At 48.0% G+C, this 18,084-nt stretch carries 16 protein-coding genes; 9 read left to right on the plus strand and 7 right to left on the minus strand.

Annotated elements, in window-relative coordinates; all coding sequences use genetic code 11:
- Positions 1 to 87: 87 nt before the first annotated feature.
- Positions 88 to 912 (plus strand): S8 family serine peptidase, encoded by an 825-nt coding sequence (locus AC1S52_RS25385; protein ID WP_482031831.1) that lies wholly within the window; start codon positions 88 to 90, stop codon positions 910 to 912.
- Here the strand turns inward: AC1S52_RS25385 and AC1S52_RS25390 are convergent.
- The 3 genes from AC1S52_RS25390 to AC1S52_RS25400 all read right to left on the minus strand — a co-directional run bounded on the left by AC1S52_RS25390 (position 858) and on the right by AC1S52_RS25400 (position 7,670).
- Positions 858 to 4,532 carry a hypothetical protein gene (locus AC1S52_RS25390; RefSeq protein ID WP_482031832.1) on the minus strand — a complete coding sequence of 1,225 codons (3,675 nt, stop codon included), beginning with the start codon at positions 4,530 to 4,532 and terminating at the stop codon, positions 858 to 860. The genes AC1S52_RS25385 and AC1S52_RS25390 overlap by 55 nt on opposite strands.
- Before the next feature lie 96 nt (positions 4,533 to 4,628).
- The gene (locus tag AC1S52_RS25395; RefSeq protein WP_482031833.1) at positions 4,629 to 6,647 is read right to left on the minus strand and encodes a fascin domain-containing protein; all 2,019 of its coding nucleotides are present in this window, start codon (positions 6,645 to 6,647) and stop codon (positions 4,629 to 4,631) included.
- A gap of 246 nt (positions 6,648 to 6,893) precedes the next feature.
- Entirely contained in the window at positions 6,894 to 7,670 is a 777-nt protein-coding gene (locus tag AC1S52_RS25400) for a helix-turn-helix domain-containing protein (protein WP_482031834.1), read from the minus strand.
- A 315-nt stretch (positions 7,671 to 7,985) separates the two neighbouring features.
- Between AC1S52_RS25400 and AC1S52_RS25405 the strand changes: the two genes are divergently transcribed.
- The 3 genes from AC1S52_RS25405 (at position 7,986) to dnaB (ending at position 11,147) form a co-directional block, all read left to right on the plus strand.
- The gene (locus AC1S52_RS25405; protein ID WP_482031835.1) at positions 7,986 to 8,177 is read left to right on the plus strand and encodes a hypothetical protein; all 192 of its coding nucleotides are present in this window, start codon (positions 7,986 to 7,988) and stop codon (positions 8,175 to 8,177) included.
- Positions 8,178 to 8,648: 471 nt separating this feature from the next.
- On the plus strand, positions 8,649 to 9,542 hold the full coding sequence (gene rsmH, locus AC1S52_RS25410) for a 16S rRNA (cytosine(1402)-N(4))-methyltransferase RsmH (RefSeq protein ID WP_482031836.1): 894 nt from the start codon (positions 8,649 to 8,651) through the stop codon (positions 9,540 to 9,542).
- A gap of 249 nt (positions 9,543 to 9,791) precedes the next feature.
- On the plus strand, positions 9,792 to 11,147 hold the full coding sequence (gene dnaB, locus AC1S52_RS25415; protein WP_482031837.1) for a replicative DNA helicase: 1,356 nt from the start codon (positions 9,792 to 9,794) through the stop codon (positions 11,145 to 11,147).
- Positions 11,148 to 11,151: 4 nt separating this feature from the next.
- Here the strand turns inward: dnaB and AC1S52_RS25420 are convergent, their stop codons facing one another.
- A complete protein-coding gene (locus AC1S52_RS25420; RefSeq protein WP_482031838.1) occupies positions 11,152 to 11,316 on the minus strand; it encodes a hypothetical protein in 165 nt (54 codons plus the stop codon).
- 57 nt (positions 11,317 to 11,373) lie between these two features.
- Positions 11,374 to 11,808, minus strand: coding sequence for a large conductance mechanosensitive channel protein MscL (gene mscL, locus AC1S52_RS25425; protein WP_482031839.1), 435 nt, complete (start codon positions 11,806 to 11,808; stop codon positions 11,374 to 11,376).
- A gap of 183 nt (positions 11,809 to 11,991) precedes the next feature.
- On the opposite strand from mscL, the gene def reads away from it, so the two are divergent.
- The 4 genes from def (at position 11,992) to AC1S52_RS25445 (ending at position 14,953) form a co-directional block, all read left to right on the plus strand.
- Positions 11,992 to 12,555: a peptide deformylase gene (gene def, locus AC1S52_RS25430; protein WP_482031840.1), complete on the plus strand. Its 564-nt coding sequence runs from the start codon at positions 11,992 to 11,994 to the stop codon at positions 12,553 to 12,555.
- Positions 12,556 to 12,657: 102 nt separating this feature from the next.
- Entirely contained in the window at positions 12,658 to 13,098 is a 441-nt protein-coding gene (locus AC1S52_RS25435; protein ID WP_482031841.1) for a hypothetical protein, read from the plus strand.
- A 219-nt stretch (positions 13,099 to 13,317) separates the two neighbouring features.
- The gene (locus AC1S52_RS25440; protein WP_482031842.1) at positions 13,318 to 13,515 is read left to right on the plus strand and encodes a hypothetical protein; all 198 of its coding nucleotides are present in this window, start codon (positions 13,318 to 13,320) and stop codon (positions 13,513 to 13,515) included.
- A gap of 28 nt (positions 13,516 to 13,543) precedes the next feature.
- Entirely contained in the window at positions 13,544 to 14,953 is a 1,410-nt protein-coding gene (locus tag AC1S52_RS25445; RefSeq protein ID WP_482031843.1) for a PrsW family glutamic-type intramembrane protease, read from the plus strand.
- Between the two features lie 161 nt (positions 14,954 to 15,114).
- Here the strand turns inward: AC1S52_RS25445 and AC1S52_RS25450 are convergent, their stop codons facing one another.
- On the minus strand, positions 15,115 to 16,413 hold the full coding sequence (locus AC1S52_RS25450; protein ID WP_482031844.1) for a glucose-1-phosphate adenylyltransferase: 1,299 nt from the start codon (positions 16,411 to 16,413) through the stop codon (positions 15,115 to 15,117).
- Between the two features lie 366 nt (positions 16,414 to 16,779).
- Between AC1S52_RS25450 and egtD the strand changes: the two genes are divergently transcribed.
- Positions 16,780 to 17,796: an L-histidine N(alpha)-methyltransferase gene (egtD, locus tag AC1S52_RS25455; RefSeq protein ID WP_482031845.1), complete on the plus strand. Its 1,017-nt coding sequence runs from the start codon at positions 16,780 to 16,782 to the stop codon at positions 17,794 to 17,796.
- On the opposite strand, the gene AC1S52_RS25460 is transcribed toward egtD, so the two are convergent.
- Positions 17,758 to 17,979 carry a hypothetical protein gene (locus AC1S52_RS25460; RefSeq protein ID WP_482031846.1) on the minus strand — a complete coding sequence of 74 codons (222 nt, stop codon included), beginning with the start codon at positions 17,977 to 17,979 and terminating at the stop codon, positions 17,758 to 17,760. The two genes, egtD and AC1S52_RS25460, sit on opposite strands and share 39 nt — an antisense overlap.
- Positions 17,980 to 18,084: the final 105 nt, after the last annotated feature.

Genomic DNA, 18,084 nt, shown 5'->3' on the forward strand with positions numbered 1-18,084 from the left:
TCAATCTGCCAGGCAACTATACTAATAAATAATTTTTGGTATCTAGCGTAAACTTGATTTTATTGAATGACTTCTTACTAGTGAATTGTGAACAATCAAGTTACAGTTGCAGTGATCGATACTGGAATTTCACCAGAGCACCTGGGCAATCCTGTGATGCTTCCTGGCATTAACTTGAGTGGCGAGGGTGAAGTTGACGACACCAATGATAACGGCACTCATGGTACAGCCGTTGCCAAAAGTATTCTGTCTATTGCACCTCATACGCGATTAGTTCCGATTAGACTGATGAACCGACGGGGATCTTTGCGCGATCGAAAGAAAGTGGAAGAAGCGTTTGAATGGATACTGGAGCATCGTGAATCGTTAGAAATTAATATTGTCTGTGCTGCCTTTGCTGATTTTAGTCATTCAACCTCTGATGCCGAACATCGGGGTAGCCGACTACAACAACAGATAGCAGATCTGCGAGAGATGAATGTGGCGACGGTTGCACCAGCCGGAAATTGGTATCCAGAATTTCGGCATAAGTCCCCGCAAGGAATGGCTTGGCCAGCAATTATTCGAGAGGTAATTAGTGTAGGTGAAGTGGAACGATGGAAGGGTGGGTTCCGGCTAACAACTCATACCCAGCGTCTTCATATGACATTTGGTACGGGTTGCCACACCACAATTTTCGCTGAACCCAGTGAGTTTGGCAAAACAAGTGGTGCAGTAGCAATAATTGCTGGGATTCTGTGCGTTTTGAAGAAAGCGGAACCTCAGACAAGAACCGATATTCTGCTCAAACGTCTAGCCAGAGAAACAAAAAAAAGCGATGGTGAGACTGCACTGAGATGGTCAATGATAGATCTAAACTATACAAGGTCAATAATTAAAGCAGCTGTGTCTGCTGCGAAACCGCAGGCTTGAAATCCTGCTCCTAGATACAAACTCAGTTTCTCGGCTTTCTTAGAAAATGCTCCTGCGCAAGCAAATGAGGCACCTACCCCACCTAAAGAACTCCCAGCAAACCCAGTACCTTCAGAAGCTGCATCAGATGAATCAACATGACTGAGTTTAATAGAATAATCAACAATTGTTACTAGAAGACTGATAAGAGTTATAGCTGAAATACCCTGCATACACCGAGTTTCCCATTTATCCTGTTCACTCAATTTATAATAGTAGGCAAGTAAAGCAAGGAATAAATTGGCACTATTCAGCCCTATCATAGCCTGCGCCATACGGTCCTTTTCTAATTCCTCAGGATCTATACTAAATGAACCGGTTACGAGCGCTACAAATTCAATTAAAAATGCGAAAATCTCAAGTTTCCCTACTGTGGCTGGAATTCTTCCAAAAACCAAGTATCTAGGTTCACCTTCTAATACCTCATACCCCTGAGCAATGGGTTGGTAAAGTTTGACTGAGATTCCAGTAAATATCAATGCTAGAAGTGAGCACCCATAATTAATAATGCCAGCGACTTCACGACCACTAGTTGCCGACTGTACTACTATCGCTTGATGATCAAAAACGATAGTATTTCCTCCTTGAAAAGGTGATTTTCCAAGAATCAACTTACTGATTATTGTAGATATAACAGCAAGTGGTAGCGTTATACTTTCTACAAGGCTAAAGGATGTATCCACTGATACTAATCCACCTGTAACCAACTTGACTAGCTTTTCAATAAAAGGAAATCGGATTTTTGTAAACAGAATGTCGCGAACAAGATCTGCCAAAAGTTCCATTACGTCGAAAACTGCCAAAATTAGTCTCTTGACTACACGAATCAATCCTTTGAGAGTATCCAAACCTGCTGATATAAACAGATTCTTCAATGTCTCAAAGCTTAAATCCTTAAGATTGGGGGTTCCTCCCTCGCCAAGAAACTCAACTATATCTGTTTGAATGTTTTCAAACAAACTCCAGGCTTCATTCATTACGGCAAATAAAGTATCCTCAAGAAAAGAGCTGAGAGAATCTAAGAAATTTTGAGAATCACCTGGAGTTTCAATTTCAATAATTTCATCTAACAAGCTATTGACTTGCTCCGTAACCCAGGTGACAGCGCTATTCCCAGTCATTTTATCTATAACATCTTGTATTGGTTCTGTAGCATTTCTAAGTGTATTTAAAAAACTATTTTCAGAGGTTGGTTTGTCAACCTTTCCAGTAGAAGCAGCATCTGCATCCCACTTTTCAAGTTCAGCAAGGATGAAGTCAAATCCTTTTTCTATTGCATTTTTGATGTAATTATTGGAATTTTTAAGCAATAGGATAAATTCATCTACTCCATCGACTATTAGATCGCGCATACGGAGAATATCTTGCCAATCAAAGAGAAATTTTAGATATTCCCAAGCTGCTTCAAGACCTGTTTTAACCTGTTCCCATAGCCATTCAAAAAAGTTACCTGCTTTTTCAAGAGAGTCAATGACAAAACGTTTAATCTGATTGCCAATAGCACAGACAAACTCGAATACCTCCTTAGCTGCCTTCTTGACCTTCTGTATTACAAAGGTTATTCCAGCTTTCGCCTTTTGGAATAATCCTTCAAAAAAGTCTGAAATTCCTTCACCAAGATTTTTGAAAAATTCTCCTGGGTTTTCAACTGCATCCAGAATTTGGTCGATCAGACTGCCTTCGACAATTTTTACGCTACCGTTGCTATCCACCTGAATACCCCAGCGGTAGCCATCTGGCACTACTTCAGTGCGTAATTTAGAGCTAAAAGCTTGGTCAGCATGCGTTTCGGAAACCCCTGCTACAACTCCACTTGCTGAGTTTGCCAGTGTAGCCACCTGATTCAATGAAGCAGCCACAATATCAACCTGGCTACTATCTGCCCCCATTCGGAAACTTTCTGGCAACAATGGCACCTCACCTTCTGGTGTAGAAATTGTTGCAGTTCTCAGTTCATCAGCCGTAATCGATTTAAATCGCTCATGTACTCCATTGGCAGGGTTTACATCAATACACTGCTCGAACCCATCGATTTCAAACCGATAGATGGCAGGGGTGAAGGATTTGACGCGATCGAACAGGCTGACAGCACCATTTGCATCGGTTTCAGTTTCAAAGGAAATACCAGGTCCAATAAACACAGCATTGCCATTCAAAACAACACTGGATAGGACAGAGGCAGACACTTTAACTTTGATCTCCGGTGTAGGAATGCTGCCCTCGCCGAGTACTCGCAGGGTCGTGCCATAGCAAGTCACCTTTGTCACCTCTTCAGGGTTGGCAACAGCCAGAGGGCGCTCTTGCCAGACACCCTGACCTTCATCCCGGCACAGAAAAGCTGCGTTGCCATTGGCATAGACCATCAGCAAAGAAGTCGTCAGATGTTCATCACCATGCACAGGGGCGATCGCCTGTACGCCAACCCGCAAACGCAATGGGTTGCCCCATTCCTGGGCAGCAGCAGGTTTTCTAACAACATTGAGATCGCCGTTTTGCAACAATGCCCAAACAGACATTGTGCCATCCCCCACATCCCCCACGATCAGATCCTGTACATTGGGGGCAATATCAGGTGATGCAACAACGATCGGGTCAAGCGTTCCACCATTAATGCCAACCTGGAGGATGTCGAACGCCCGAATTTGGTGAACTCCCTGACCCCCAACGTAAATATCAGTACCAAAATAGGTTCTGCGTCGTCCCTTTTGAACTTGTTTGGTCAATCCTGACTCTAAAACGTTGGCTCCTGCCGGACAGGGAAACGCTTCTACGGGAGGAATGGAGTCAAAACTTCCATCAGGTTTATAGCTTGGGAAGGGACGGAAGGAAAGGTCGCGTTTGCCTACACTGGTGCCTAAAACAGCGATTCCAGAACCTAGCAACGGATGCACTGCTACTTCAAAGTCCAGGATTTCTTCCAGAGTTACGGCAGTGGTAAAAACTAGCGCTTGGGCAAAAGACCGTTGGGTATTGCTACGAAGTAAATATAGAGTGTCATTTGGACCGCGATCGCCCGCCAGCACGATTGTCCAGACACCATCCCCACCATCTAAAACCCGGATACCTTCAACACGAATATCCTCCCGGCTACCGCAGTCTATCCAAGAGATGTTCTCCCAGTCACTAGTACGGCTGCTCAGGTCATAAGCAACAAAAACGCGGCTTCTTTCGGAAGACCCATCATCTACCGCAACAGCAATGGTGATGCGATCATCCTCCGTCCAACCAGCAGCATGGGCACGGACTCGAAGATTATCCCCTAAAACTCCCTTAAATGCGCTACTAACCTCAATCAGTTTCCAACCGTCACCACTTTTAGACTCATCATCCTTACGCACAAGATAAAGATCATTTTTGTTGCTGATTGTTAGCACCATTGGTGTTACGACAGCACCCTTTTTATCAGGAATGGCAACCATCCGCCGCTGAAATCGCCCATCTGCATTTGGATCAGAAAGATCTTCTCGACCAAACGTACGGGAAGATTCCATATAGTCAATAATGTCTGTTCCAACCGTGAACCGAGCTGTTTTGCCCGTTACATCGTTAGCAGAAAAACTCAGTACATGGGGAGAATTCATAATACTTGACCTCAAAATTGCACGATGATGAACGGTATTCGGCAGTGATTATTTCTGAAGAATAAGGAGAACTGGATGCGGTTTTCTAATGGCAGATCAAGGCGCTAGATAAATGACATCGAATAAAATATCTCCCGCAGATGAAAAACGAGGATTTTGGAAGCTAAACACTCCCGCGCCTGGAGGAATAAAAGACTGTTGGCTCAGATCCATCTCAAGCTGGGTGAGCGCTTCTGTTAAGTGGGCTTTGAGACCTGCCACGAGATCGCTCTGTTGATTTTCCAGCTTTTCCGAGACGGTACGACCGATAAACTTCATCTCTTTGAGTACACCTCCAATGGCATCCAGGACTTTAGCACCACCCTTAACTTCATCCTTATCTATCTGCATTGATTCAAACTTCAGGTCACTCAAATCTGGCTCTAGATCAAACGTTGAACCGCTACCTCCACCCGTTAACGTCAGTTGGCTAGAGAACTTTCTATGCCCCTCTTGACGTATCCACTCTGTATGGTAACCACCTAATTTCCCAAGCTTTTTAGTGTATCCATCCATATGAGCATAACTAGCAACACGTCCGGTTAGGCTTAATTTATTAGTGCCAGGAACGATAGCAATCTCCAGATTCCAACTCTTGCCAGCGTTCCATTTCCGATCAATGATGTCGCTTGTTTCGCGTCTCTCTTCCGATGCATCTGAAAAGCTCCACTTTATTTGGGATACGTCTCGAACTGGGGATCTTTTCAACTTTTCGAAAACCCGTCCCATCAGGTACTGATCTACAAAGCGTTCTTTACTAATCGCCATCGTTCCTGAGATCAAACCCTTTGTTCCATCTAGCATGGCAGGGCGAACCCAGTTATCTTTGAGTGCAATTCTGGCTGTATCCCAATCACTTGGTAGAGGTCGTCTGGAAAACATTCCTAGATAACTCAGAGTGCTTGCTTCTGGAACAGGATCAGATTTAACGTTGAAAATAAAGTCGGTTAGGGCAAACGTCGGAATTGCCCCTTCAGATCGGGTCTTGCTACGACGCACTACAGTTCCTAACATGAACTCACCATTATTTCCTTGTAGCAAGGTATTCAAGCTACTTCTTGCCTTTTCTGATGCGCCCTTTGGAACATCAGGAGGAATATTAATATCCTTATTATCAGAGAGGAGAAGATCGACATCTGTAAACTTCATGAATAAATATTCAATGGAAAATACAGAATCAGGCAAACCAGATTCTTGAATGCATTTGGATGCAGCTTCGTGCGCTTGAGGATCAATTTCCCTAAGTACGTTTAAATCGCAAGGCTTTTTATCAAGATCTGTGAGAAACGAGATACTCCAATCCTTTATTTTCCAGGATGATTTCTCTTCACTTTCTTCGTCAAAGTAAAAAACTGTGCCCGACTTTAAATGAAGTGTGACCTTAACCTGCCCAAGTTTGCCACTATCAACATTTAAGCTAATAGTTAAGGGTGCAAATTCTGCTTCCAATCCATAGGAAGACGGAGTTCCATCCTTTTTGAGTGGGAAAATGCTAACTAAAGCAAAATCTTCCATCTCACCAGTGGTGGAAAACTCGGAACGGGCAATCCATGTTTCCCAAGCCGCTTTCATCTGGTCATTGATCGCCTTTTGAGCAAGGGCAAGACACATATCGAAATCAGTTAGAGAATTGCTTGTATCGCTTGTCTCAAGTGAGCGAGGAACAGCAGGATGAGGTTGTTGCGACTCCTCTACGATCATCTGAGTGAACGTTTCCCAGGGACCAATTTCTCCACGGTTAGCCACTACCTGTTGACCACCACCACCTTCTGCACAAACATATTGACCGTTAGCCGTTTGCAATGCGACTTTGTTATCGCCAAGCTCCACTAAAGTGAACGTTTCCCAGGGACCAATTTCCCCACGGTTAGCCACTACCTGTTGACCACCACCACCTTCTGCACAAACATATTGACCGTTAGCCGTTTGCAATGCGACTTTGTTATCGCCAAGCTCCACTAAAGTAAACGTTTCCCAGGGACCAATCGCACTACGGTTAGCCACTACCTGTTGACCACCACCACCTTCTGCACAAACATATTGACCGTTAGCTGCTTGAAGTGCAATCTTTGCCATGATTGAGAACCTGTTGAGTTTTTTCCAGAAACATTCACGCAACTTGAACCTGAGGACGACTAAGGAGGGCTAACAGTTGTGAGAGCAATGCAAAAACGTCTCTTAGATGAAACCTTAGCCCGTATTCTCAGGGGTTTCTCCCCATTGCTAATGCGTCTAAAACCAAGTGCAATCTTGCTGCCGATCAAGTTACATTAAGTGCATTGGTGAAATCTTGCACCGGATTGCTGCTTTTGCACAAAATTGCTATGACTTGGAAAATTTTTTTGGGGTCACGCCTGTCAATCGCTTAAAGTGACGATTTAGATGACTTTGATGGGTGAAACCACAGGCGATCGCCACCTCTGAAATTCCCATTTTTCCGTCTTTCAGTAAGAGCTTTGCCCGCTCCACCCGCTGACGAATCACGTATTGGTGAGGAGTCAGCTCAGTTGATCGCTTAAAAGAACGGCAAAAGTGATAGGCGCTAAGTTGGGCGATCGCAGCTAATTCCTCCAAACTCAACTCCTGGTCTAGATGGTCATTGATATAGCCCGTCACCAGTTTCAACTGTGTGAGAGACAAGCCACCCAAATAACGAACAGACTGATGGCTATGGGCTGAATAATTTCGCAGAATGTGAACTGCCAGGGCAGTTGCCATTGTCTCTGCATACAGTCGTTCACCAGGTCGATGGGCTTCTAAATCTGCTTTGAGTGCCAGCCCAATCTGAAGAATGAGAGGATCGTACAGGGGGTTCTGAGGCAGTAACTCAACGTGATCAACTGCTAACAATTCGGCGGCGTTGCGAGTCAGCAGCTCTGGCTTCAAACTGATCGCGAATCCTTCGTGTGGTTGATTCCACGCTCCCCAGTGAGCATGCTGCATGGGAACAAGAGACATACCACCGTGAAAAAGCATCTGCCGCTGCACCCGACCTCTTGCAACTCCCTCGATTTGCCAATCGAGCTGAAAACCCTGTCCAAGTGTGACCGCGATCGCGTAGTGATCGAAACATAGTTTTGGGGTTTCTCCTGATGGCACAGGATGATGGTACTCTAAGTTGAAACTACTCCACCCCGCTTCGGCACTCGTCAACTTAGGGGGTGGTAGGAATTGTTCAGAATATCCTGGAGGGGAATCAGAATCGTTATGGGGCTGGTTTTGATCGGAGTCGAACGGCGAGTTTGAGGGCGATCGCGACATTCCTATACTTTCTTTGCTTCACAGGTAATTAACTATGTAACATTTTTACTCCTGTAAATCAATTATTTCTCAATCATTGCAGCGGTACTGGAAGCACCCAAGTTTGGGTCGTTTGACTGGTACACCACCTATCTTTTCATCGGGTTGTCGCTGATGCAATCCTTGCCAGCAGGACAATTTCGGACAATCCTGGCGCATACGTTGGGGCATTTATCAGGAAAACACTCTCGCTTTTCCTGTGGAGTATACCGGATTGCCGCATGTCTGGCTGTTGCGGTCGCAGCAGCAAGGCGATCGCGCCTCCGTCCTGCTCTCCCCCTTTTCCATTTGATTTTTGATTTTTGAGTTGCTGCCCTCTGCCCCTTACCCTATATGGTAATTGTGGTCAAAAGCTGCTGTAATGGGTGGGTGCGATCGCGTCTACAAGTCTATGTTTGGTGAACCTGCTCAGAAAGTGTTGATTAAAACCCGCACGGGGGAAACCTATCAGCCCTGCTGGGTTTAATATCAAGTGTTTAATCAGAAGACGGTGATTGGCGCATTTAAAAAACTCCGTTGTATGTAGTGGGAACCTCGCTTGAATGCGTGGCGCTCTCTGAAATGGTTCAAGCCCTTAAACAGGAATTTGGAGACGAGCTGGTGGCAGAGGAAGACGAAGCGATCGGGGAAACACTAGAGGATGTGGGAGAGGAGTATTGATCACTGCTTTTGGTTTTTCCCATAGCGGTTGCCATCAGGGTTAGGACAAATTAGAAAGCGTAAAACCTTATTCCGCCGTCCTTTCCCACCCGACACCTAACACCCGGCACCTGCTATATGTCTGAGACCACCCCGGATAGAACTGACCAACCTGCTTCGGAGTTTAGCCATATCCCCGTGTTAGGAGCAGAAGTGGTGGCAGGGTTAGCAGTTTGTTCAGGCGGGCATTACCTGGATGCAACGGTGGGGGGCGGTGGGCACAGTCGGTTAATTCTGGAGGCTGCGCCGGATGTGCAGGTAACAGCTTTAGACCAGGATGCTCAGGCGATCGCGGCGGCGCAACAGGCACTTTCCGACTACAACGGGCGGGTGCAATTTCACCACACCAATTTTGCCATCTTTGATGCCGTCAACATTCAATTTGACGGAATTCTCGCTGATCTAGGAGTGAGTTCTGCTCAATTTGATATTTCTGATCGCGGCTTTAGCTTTCGTCTGGAAGCACCGCTCGACATGCGCATGGATCAAAGCCAGGAGTTGACTGCGGCGGATATGATCAATTACTGGGACGAAACAAAACTGGCAAATATTTTCTACACCTACGGCGAAGAGCGGTTGTCTCGCCGCATTGCCCGTCGAATTGTGGAGCGGCGACCATTTCAAACCACAACGGAACTGGCAGAGGCGATCGCCCACTGTGTCCCCAGGGCGTACCGTTACGGTCGAATTCACCCAGCCACCCGTGTGTTTCAGGCACTCCGGATCGCCGTCAACCGCGAACTGGAAGTGCTGGAAACGTTCCTCAACCAGGCTCCCCAGTGGCTGAAGCCAGGGGGTAGAATTGCCATCATCAGCTTTCATAGCCTGGAAGACCGCATCGTCAAACACCGTTTCAGAGAATCGGAGTGGCTCACCGTCCTGACCAAAAAGCCGATTTTACCCACAGAAGCGGAAGTCGAGAGCAATAGCAGGTCTCGGTCAGCAAAACTTCGGGTGGCGGAACGGGTGTAATTTTTTGTTAGACTAGTACTCATATACTAAAAATAGTGGATTGGACGGCTCTAATCGGCACATGGGCAGGATCGTGGTACTGAATGTAGTGCTAGATTCTTAAATTTCTCACTGAAACCGCTAAATATAGCTTAGGATCAGAAGTCTCAAGTAGAGGGCTTCCCTTGAGCCGCTTGCCTAAATTTCTGTTCAGTTTCAGTTAAAGTCTGTTCAGCCCGTTATCCCTTCCCACTCCCGATTGATTTCACTATGGTTCAGGAACTGAATTTCCAGGCATACAGCGATCGCCTGCCGCCCCAGAATATTGATGCGGAGGAGTCGATTCTGGGCGGTATTTTGCTAGATCCAGAGGCAATTAACCGGATCGCGGATCTGTTGCGCCCGGAGGCGTTTTACCTGAGTGCCCACCAGGAAATCTACCGGGCAGCGCTGGTGTTGCAGAGCCAGGGAAATCCTACGGATTTGATGAGTATTACCTCTTGGTTGCGCGATCGGAGTTTGCTGGAAAAAGTAGGCGGGCAGAGCAAATTAGTGCAACTGATCGATCGCACCGTCAGCGCTGTCAACATTGACCAGTACGCCACCCTGGTGATGGAAAAGTACATGCGCCGCCAGTTAATTCGAGCGGGCAATGAGATTTCCCACCTGGGGCACGACTCCTCCGTGGAACTGGAGCGGGTGTTGGATGAAGCGGAGCAGAAAATCTTTGGGGTTACCCAGGAACGTCCGCAGCAAGGATTGATGGCGACGGCTGACATTCTCACCCACACCTTCACTGATATTGAGAGTCGATCGCTGGGCATGGTGCTGCCCGGTCTTTCCTGTGGCTTCTATGACATGGATGCCATGACTCAGGGCTTCCAGCGTTCCGACCTGATCATTGTGGCGGGTCGCCCGTCAATGGGGAAAACGTCCTTTGTCTTGAATATTGCTCGTAACATTGCCGCTTTTCACAAACTACCAGTAGCGGTCTTCAGCCTGGAAATGTCGAAGGAGCAGTTAGTCCAGCGCTTACTGGCAAGCGAAGTTCGGATTGAGAGTGGTCGGTTGCGGGCAGGGCGGATCAGCCAAAACGAGTGGGAACCTCTCGGACACGCCATCAGTACCCTGTCCCAGTTACCCGTTTTCATTGATGACACCCCCAGCATCAGCATTACCGAGATGCGCTCTAAGGCACGACGACTTCAGGCAGAGCAGGGGGGTGCCCTCGGTCTGGTGATGCTGGACTATTTGCAGTTAATGGAAGGGGGTAGCGATAACCGGGTGCAGGAGTTATCGAAGGTGACGCGGGCACTCAAAAGTCTGGCGCGGGAACTGAATGTCCCGGTGATTGCGCTGTCCCAGTTAAGCCGGAGTGTGGAATCGCGCACCAACAAGCGCCCAATGATGAGTGACTTGAGGGAATCAGGCGCGATCGAGCAAGACGCGGACCTGATTATGATGCTGTACCGGGATGAGTACTACAATCCCGACACGCCCGATCGCGGCATTGCAGAGGTCATCCTGTCCAAGCACCGAAACGGACCGACCGGAACCGTAAAACTATTGTTTGAATCCCAGTTCACGCAGTTCCGTAACCTGGCAACTCCCAATCGGAATTATTAGCCAACTAATTCATCGCCTCAAACGCAATGGACAGAGCCGCTAAAATGTTTGCGCTGATGCCACGGGTACCGGGAGGTAAGGTTTCCATTGAGCGATCGAAATCTGAGCGACTGGTCGGGTTCAGATCATTCCAGAAGGCATGGATGACGCTGACAGGATCGTTGCCCAAAGACAGTTCACCCTTGGAGGCAATGGTTTGAAAAGACCTCTCACCCCTCACTTCATTCTAAATTCCCCGATTCTCCATTGCCTGTGCCAGCCGGTTGAGCGCGTCGGCTGTTTGTTGTTGTACAGCAATTGCAGCATCGGGGGCGGCAGCTTCTTCAACGGCTTGCTGACGCTCGAACCGTCTCTTGAGTTTCTCGTAGGCACGAATCACCAGGAAGATGGAGAAAGCGATGACTAGAAAATTGATGACTGTTGCGAGAAACGCACCATATTTGATCGCAGTACCCGGAATTACCAGACTGTTTAAACTGTCAACGTTGGCAGCTTGCAGAGCGGGTGCCAAAATGGCTGGAGTGATAATGTCTCCCACAAAGGATTCAATAATTTTCCCAAAGGCACCGCCAATGATGACGGCTACTGCCAGGTCAACCACGTTCCCCTGAATGATAAATTTGCGAAAGTCAGCCCAGAAGCCCCCATTTGAACGGGTCATAATTGTCAACTCCCCATAAATTTTTGAAATCGTATTGAGATGGAGGCATTATATAGCAGGTGCCAGATGCCAGAAAAAAGGTAGGCGAGGTTTAGAAAAGAATTTGGACGGTGTTACGGTCATTCCAGAACCAGGATTAGTTAAGATGGGACTAAAGCGGAATCATTGCGAGTAATTAGGTTCATGACTGCTGAGGTTTTGGTCGAAAAGAAGAAATTAGCAAAGCCACCCCTGGAAATTTACCATCTGGGCGATCGCGTCCTGCGCCAGCCTGCGAAACGGGTCGCTAAGGTTGATGTCGAGATCAAGCAACTCATTCGCGAGATGCTGCAAACGATGTATAGTGCCGATGGGATTGGGTTGGCTGCGCCCCAGGTTGCGGTTCACAAACAGTTGATTGTGGTCGATGTCAAACCCGATGAAGCAGCCACGCCGCCGCTCATTTTGATCAATCCCACCATTACCAGGGCAAGCGCAGATATTGTAGTGACCCAGGAAGGGTGCCTCAGCATCCCCAATATTTATCTGGATGTGAAGCGACCGGAAGCAATTGAGGTTTCCTATAAGGACGAAAATGGTCGTCCCCAGAAACTCTCGGCAACTGGTTTGCTGGCTTGCTGCATTCAACACGAAATTGACCACCTGAATGGGGTGTTGTTTGTAGATCGGGTAGAAAATAGCTTGCTGCTGAACCAGGAACTCGCCAAGCATGGTTTTTCAACCAGAGCCGTTCAACCCGTTCCTTAGAAATCAAGAATTCTGACAGAGCCACTCCGCCAAATCGCCAATCAACTCCGCACCCTTGCCCGACAGCTTGAACGTTTCTGGGAGGAGCAGAGCAAAATAGTCGTGGATTACAGTGCTACTGATTACGTTGAGCGCAGAAAAATAGAATCGAAAAGAGATCGGCAAACCTCAAAATATGCTTCTGCCGCAGGGATGCTATTGTTTGAAGCCTTTGAGCAGGGAGCATTTCGGAAGGACTATGGACTGTGTAATATTTTTGGGGAAAGGCGAAAACGGCAATTGACCTTGACTCTTAGACCTGAAAGAACGAACGACCATCGTGCTCTTGAAGCTTGTGCAGAGCGCCTATTTATAGAAGTTTGTCGGCACTGGCTAAAACATGCCAGACGCGGCTTTGATTGGCGCTGGAAGTATCGTTATTTAGAACCAGAGCAACGTTATGCTTTGATTTGTCGCTCTCTTGCAGATTATTTAGAGCAAGAAAGTGAAGCATCCCAATCACCGACAGAACAACCTCCAGATCCCCGGTGTCTGGGATGTTGACTCAGTTAACTAATCTACGCTCAACAAGACACCGGGGATCTTGGTAGCACCATTCAACCCTATTCTGGAACAGCAGGCACAATTCTTAAGTGTGAAGTGCCTTGCATGATAAACAAGGGCTTTGGACAGTAAACTTTATCATGGTAGGTTCTGGACAATGCCCTATCAGAGCTTCTATCGTTCAATGTTTATGGGTTCTATCAAAAGGATTTTAAGATTGTGACTCCAAAAAGCGGTGTATTTTTGGCTGGCTCCTGTATCTCGGCGATCGCGGCGGTCGGTTCGGTGTTTGAGCTTTCCTCTGGGAATCCGGAATTAGGTAATGCAATGACGAGTACTATTCTGGCAGTAACCATTCCCTTAGTGGTCATCTTCTTTATGGCAGCCGTTCGCGATGCCAGGGCAAACCAGAAGTAACCCTCAACAGTAACACCTGATTGCATTAATGACGGGACAGGCTCGCACGATCGCATTTCTCCGGCAGTTAGCCCACCCCAACTCGCCAGAGCAGAAACAACCCCGCTACCCGCTGCCGGTAACGGAAAGTCTGGCGTTGGGGCGTGATCCGCGCTGCCAGGTGGTGCTAGATCCCTTAATTCATCGGTCAGTATCCCGGCGACACGCTGAAGTTGCCCCTGTTTTGGGATTCAATGTTGCCAATGGCGATCAATTCTGGCAAGTCTGCGATCTGGGCAGTGCGAATGGCACCTATGTCAATGGGCAGCGGTTGAAGGGTTGTCAGGTCTTGCAGGCGGGTGACTGCATCATGCTGGGGCAGGATGGTCCCCAGTTTATGTTTGAGTCTGAAACCAGTACCGAGCCACTGCCGGAGGTTCCATCCATCAAGGGAGCCAGGTTGCCTGCTTTACCTCTCCACAAGTCCTCTCTGCGCCCGACCCAACCACCCCCTGCCAGAACCCCGCCTCTTCACGAACCTGAACACGTTAGCTGGACGCAACTGTTCCCCATCTTTTCGACGGGGCGGCATTTAACAGCGAAAGCCTATCTGCTGCCAGGAGTTGCCACTGTTACCTTTGTCGTATCCCTGTTTCTCTCGGTTGGGGAACCGGCACTGTTTAATATGCTGCTGGCAGCCTATTTGGCAGGGGCAGCTTACTACTTTATTTACCAGCTTTGCGGGAAGCACAAACCCTGGTGGCTGCTGGTAGCATCGGCGGCGACGACAGCACTGCTATTGGTTAGCCCGGTGCTAGATCTGTTCATCTATGTATTCCGCACTGTTCTACCGGGAAGCCTGCCAGGAAACGATGCCGCTGTCAGCTTTCCGGTGCTGCTGATCAAAATGTTTTTTGGAGCCGGGTTGATGGAGGAACTGTTGAAAGCAGTTCCCATTCTGCTAGCCTGTCTTTTGGGCATGGGGTTGCGATCGCCCCTGCGGGAGCGGTTGGGGGTGAGAGAACCCCTAGATGGCATTTTGTTAGGCAGTGCTTCGGCGGTTGGCTTCACCCTGGTAGAAACGCTGGGACAGTATGTACCCGACATCTACAAAGCCACGTTGACCGCTGGTGAGGGAGCCGCCCAGCTTGCCAGCCTGCAATTGCTGATTCCCCGCGTCATGGGTTCTGTTGCCGGACATATGGCATACAGCGGCTACCTGGGTTACTTCATTGGCTTAAGCGTGCTACGCCCCCGCCGTCGCTGGCGAATTTTGTTGGTTGGCTATCTCACTGCCTCGGTTCTCCACACCCTTTGGAACGTAACTGGCACCATCAGTCCGGTCCTTCTGGCAGTCGTCGGTGTGATGTCTTACGCCTTTCTGGGAGCCGCCATTTTGAAGGCAAGGGAACTGTCTCCCACGCGATCGCAGAATTTTGCTACCCGGTTTTATCAGTGAGGAGTGGGAAGGGAAGGACGCGAAGAGGGTTGAGAGTTGAGAGTTGAAAATTAAGAGTTGAGAGTTGAAAGTTCAGAAGTAAATATCTCTAACTCACCCCTCACCCCTTTTTTTCCTCTGTTTCCTTTTCTTTAACAACCTCTCACCCCTTACCCCTCACTTTAAATCACCGTCCCATCTGGAATCACCGCATTTTTCAGAACTACAACAATACCACTGCGGATGTAAAAGCCCAGGTTTTCTCGCTCCGCTTCTTCGACCCGATCTTTATTGATAATTTTTACATTGCAGCCAATGCGAGCATTTTTGTCAATAATGGCGCGACGGACGATTGTATCGGAACCGATTCCAAGCGCTGGAATATGGTTACTGTCACAGTCCTCTCCGCTTTGACGTTCGGCAAACGGTTGATAATAGTCAGCCCCCATGATCAGAGCATCCTCGATCGTGCTACCCGCTTCTACCCGCGATCGCACCCCCAGAACAGAGTGGGTCACTGCACAATTCTTGAGAATACAGCCTTCACTAATAATGGATTCCCGAACATGACAGTCGAGCAGCTTGCTGGGAGGCAAGAAGCGGGTGCGGGTATAAATCGGTGCCTTCTCGTCATAGAAACTGAACGGCGGGCGGGGTTGTTGGGTGAGTGCCAGGTTGGCATCGTAAAATGCGGCGATCGTCCCAATATCTTCCCAGTAGTCGTTAAACAGATATGCCTGAATATTGTGGCTATCGGCACACAGTGGAATGATTTCTTTGCCAAAGTCAGTCTGGTCTGGGGAATTCCGTAACAGTTCACCCATCACCTCTTTCTTGAAGACATAAATCCCCATAGAGGCAATGTAGGGAAACTGCTTCGCTTCTGTGTCAGACAGTCCCAGGACAGTGGTATCCACTGCCATTGCTTTCAGAGCATCCCCCTTAGGCTTCTCACTGAAATTAATCACCCGCCCTTCAGAGTTGATTTTCATCAAGCCAAAGTCTGAAGCACGGCTGTTGTCCATCGGAACAACAGAAATGGTGATATCGGCACCCGTTTCTCGGTGACGACGGATAAAATCGGCATAATCCATCCGATACAAGTGATCACCGGACAAAATCAGGTACTCATCCACATCCCATTCCTGAAACAGCCAGAGATATTGCCGCACTGCATCTGCTGTGCCCTGGAACCAATTCGGATTTTCTGGCGTTTGCTGAGCTGCCAGTACTTCAACGAATCCATCATTAAACCCACTAAAGATGTAGGCGCGGGCAATATGGCGGTTCAACGAGGCGGAGTTGAACTGCGTCAAAACGTAGATTTTATAAATCTCAGAGTTAATGCAATTACTGACTGGGATATCAATCAGTCGGTACTTACCCGCAATGGGGACAGCAGGCTTAGCCCGTTGCTTAGTCAGCGGATAAAGGCGAGTTCCTGCGCCACCGCCCAAAATAATTGCTAATACTTTTTTCACAAGTCCCCCCATCTGCCAATCGCTATCCCACTTATTAGTGTGAGACGGGATGGGACAGTTTGCAAGGTCTCCAGGCAACAAGAAGCAACTATTTTTGGCAAATTTATTCTGCCTAAAGGTAGATCTCAGGCGAAACTCAGTCGATGGAGGGTTAATTGGACAGGGGGTAGGGAGATGGGGAGATGGGGATGAAGAGGGTTACGACCTGAGTAAAATATGCCCTTAAATGTAGACACGTTATTTCTCTGGGAGTTTGGAACCTGGGGGCAAGAAGTGAGAGCATTTTAGCTGGATTGTTTAGCAAGAATTATATTTTGACGGGCGGGGCGATCGCTGACATCACATTAAAATAAGGAGACAAACGCAGTGACCATTGGACAACAGGAAAACTCTCGCCTCCGCTGGATTACGTTGAATTCTTCTGAGACAACGGTTGATCAGGGGAAAGATATCCGACAGGGGTTGCAGGAAACCCCCAAATACCTTCCCTGCCGATACTTTTATGACGATCGCGGCTCCCAATTGTTTGAGCAAATCACGGATTTGCCAGAGTACTACCCTACCCGGACTGAACAGTCCATTTTGGCAACCTACGCCCTTGAAATTGCCCAGCTTACAGGTTCCTGCGAACTGGTTGAACTGGGTAGCGGTAGTTCCCGTAAGACGCGGATTTTGCTGGAAGCCTACAACACTCTGCACAACGAACTGCAATACTGCCCTATCGATGTTAGTGCCGGAATTCTAAAAACCACCGCCCTGGAACTGTTACACTCCTACCCCCGGTTAAAGCTGTGTGGGCTGGCAGGCACCTATGAACAGGCACTTGCCCAACTTCCAGTGAGAGAATTGGAAAACCGGATGCTGATCTTTTTGGGCAGCACCATCGGTAATTTAAATGTGCAGGAGTGCAACCGCTTTCTCAGCCGCATTCAGAATGCCCTCAAACCCGGTGAGTTTTTTCTACTGGGTGTGGATCTGCAAAAGGATACCGCCATTATTGAAGCGGCCTATAACGACTCTCAAGGCATTACGGCTGCCTTTAATCTCAATATCCTCAACCATCTCAACTGGCGCTTTCAGGGAAATTTTGCGCTGGAGCAGTTTGAGCATTGGGCATTCTACAACCCGATCGCCCATCAGATCGAAATGCATCTGCGTAGCCTGGAAACCCAAACCATCAAGCTGGAGGCACTTGATTTCCAAACGACTTTGCAGGCGGGTGAAACTATCCACACGGAAATCTCTCGCAAGTTTCACCTGCCCACTCTGACAGAACGGCTGGAATCCCATGCGCTCAAACCACTGCAAACCTGGACAGACCCAAATACCTGGTTTGGTCTGGTTCTATGCCAGCGCCAATGTACTGGTACTGAGTGCCCTTAAAGTTGTGAACAAAGTAGAGCGATCGCCCATCTCACTGCTCCAACCAGTTCGCCAGATCTGTGACATCAGAGAAGTTGAGTAAGGCAACTGCCAATAGACTTGTTGCGGAATAAGAATTTTTAAGGGAAATTCTTCCCTTGTCAGTTCCATCGAAGTTAAGCCGCCATCAAATAGAAGTTCCATAGCCCCGTTGCGGTCAACATCGAACGGTCATCAAAATTAGTCACACGATTTCTGTAAACATCGCTCACAATCCTGTATCGTTTCACTCCCGCAAACGCATTCTCG

It is taken from the genome of Kovacikia sp. CALU 1929, assembly GCF_056784235.1.

What these genes read in the sequence shown, in the direction of transcription:
- AC1S52_RS25390 (WP_482031832.1), bottom strand. Translation starts at nt 4,532, where the DNA reads ATGAATTCTCCCCATGTACTGAGTTTTTCTGCTAACGATGTAACGGGC.
- AC1S52_RS25395 (WP_482031833.1), bottom strand. Translation starts at nt 6,647, where the DNA reads ATGGCAAAGATTGCACTTCAAGCAGCTAACGGTCAATATGTTTGTGCA.
- AC1S52_RS25405 (WP_482031835.1), top strand. Translation starts at nt 7,986, where the DNA reads ATGCAATCCTTGCCAGCAGGACAATTTCGGACAATCCTGGCGCATACG.
- rsmH (WP_482031836.1), top strand. Translation starts at nt 8,649, where the DNA reads ATGTCTGAGACCACCCCGGATAGAACTGACCAACCTGCTTCGGAGTTT.
- dnaB (WP_482031837.1), top strand. Translation starts at nt 9,792, where the DNA reads ATGGTTCAGGAACTGAATTTCCAGGCATACAGCGATCGCCTGCCGCCC.
- mscL (WP_482031839.1), bottom strand. Translation starts at nt 11,808, where the DNA reads ATGACCCGTTCAAATGGGGGCTTCTGGGCTGACTTTCGCAAATTTATC.
- def (WP_482031840.1), top strand. Translation starts at nt 11,992, where the DNA reads ATGACTGCTGAGGTTTTGGTCGAAAAGAAGAAATTAGCAAAGCCACCC.
- AC1S52_RS25445 (WP_482031843.1), top strand. Translation starts at nt 13,544, where the DNA reads ATGACGGGACAGGCTCGCACGATCGCATTTCTCCGGCAGTTAGCCCAC.
- AC1S52_RS25460 (WP_482031846.1), bottom strand. Translation starts at nt 17,979, where the DNA reads ATGGAACTTCTATTTGATGGCGGCTTAACTTCGATGGAACTGACAAGG.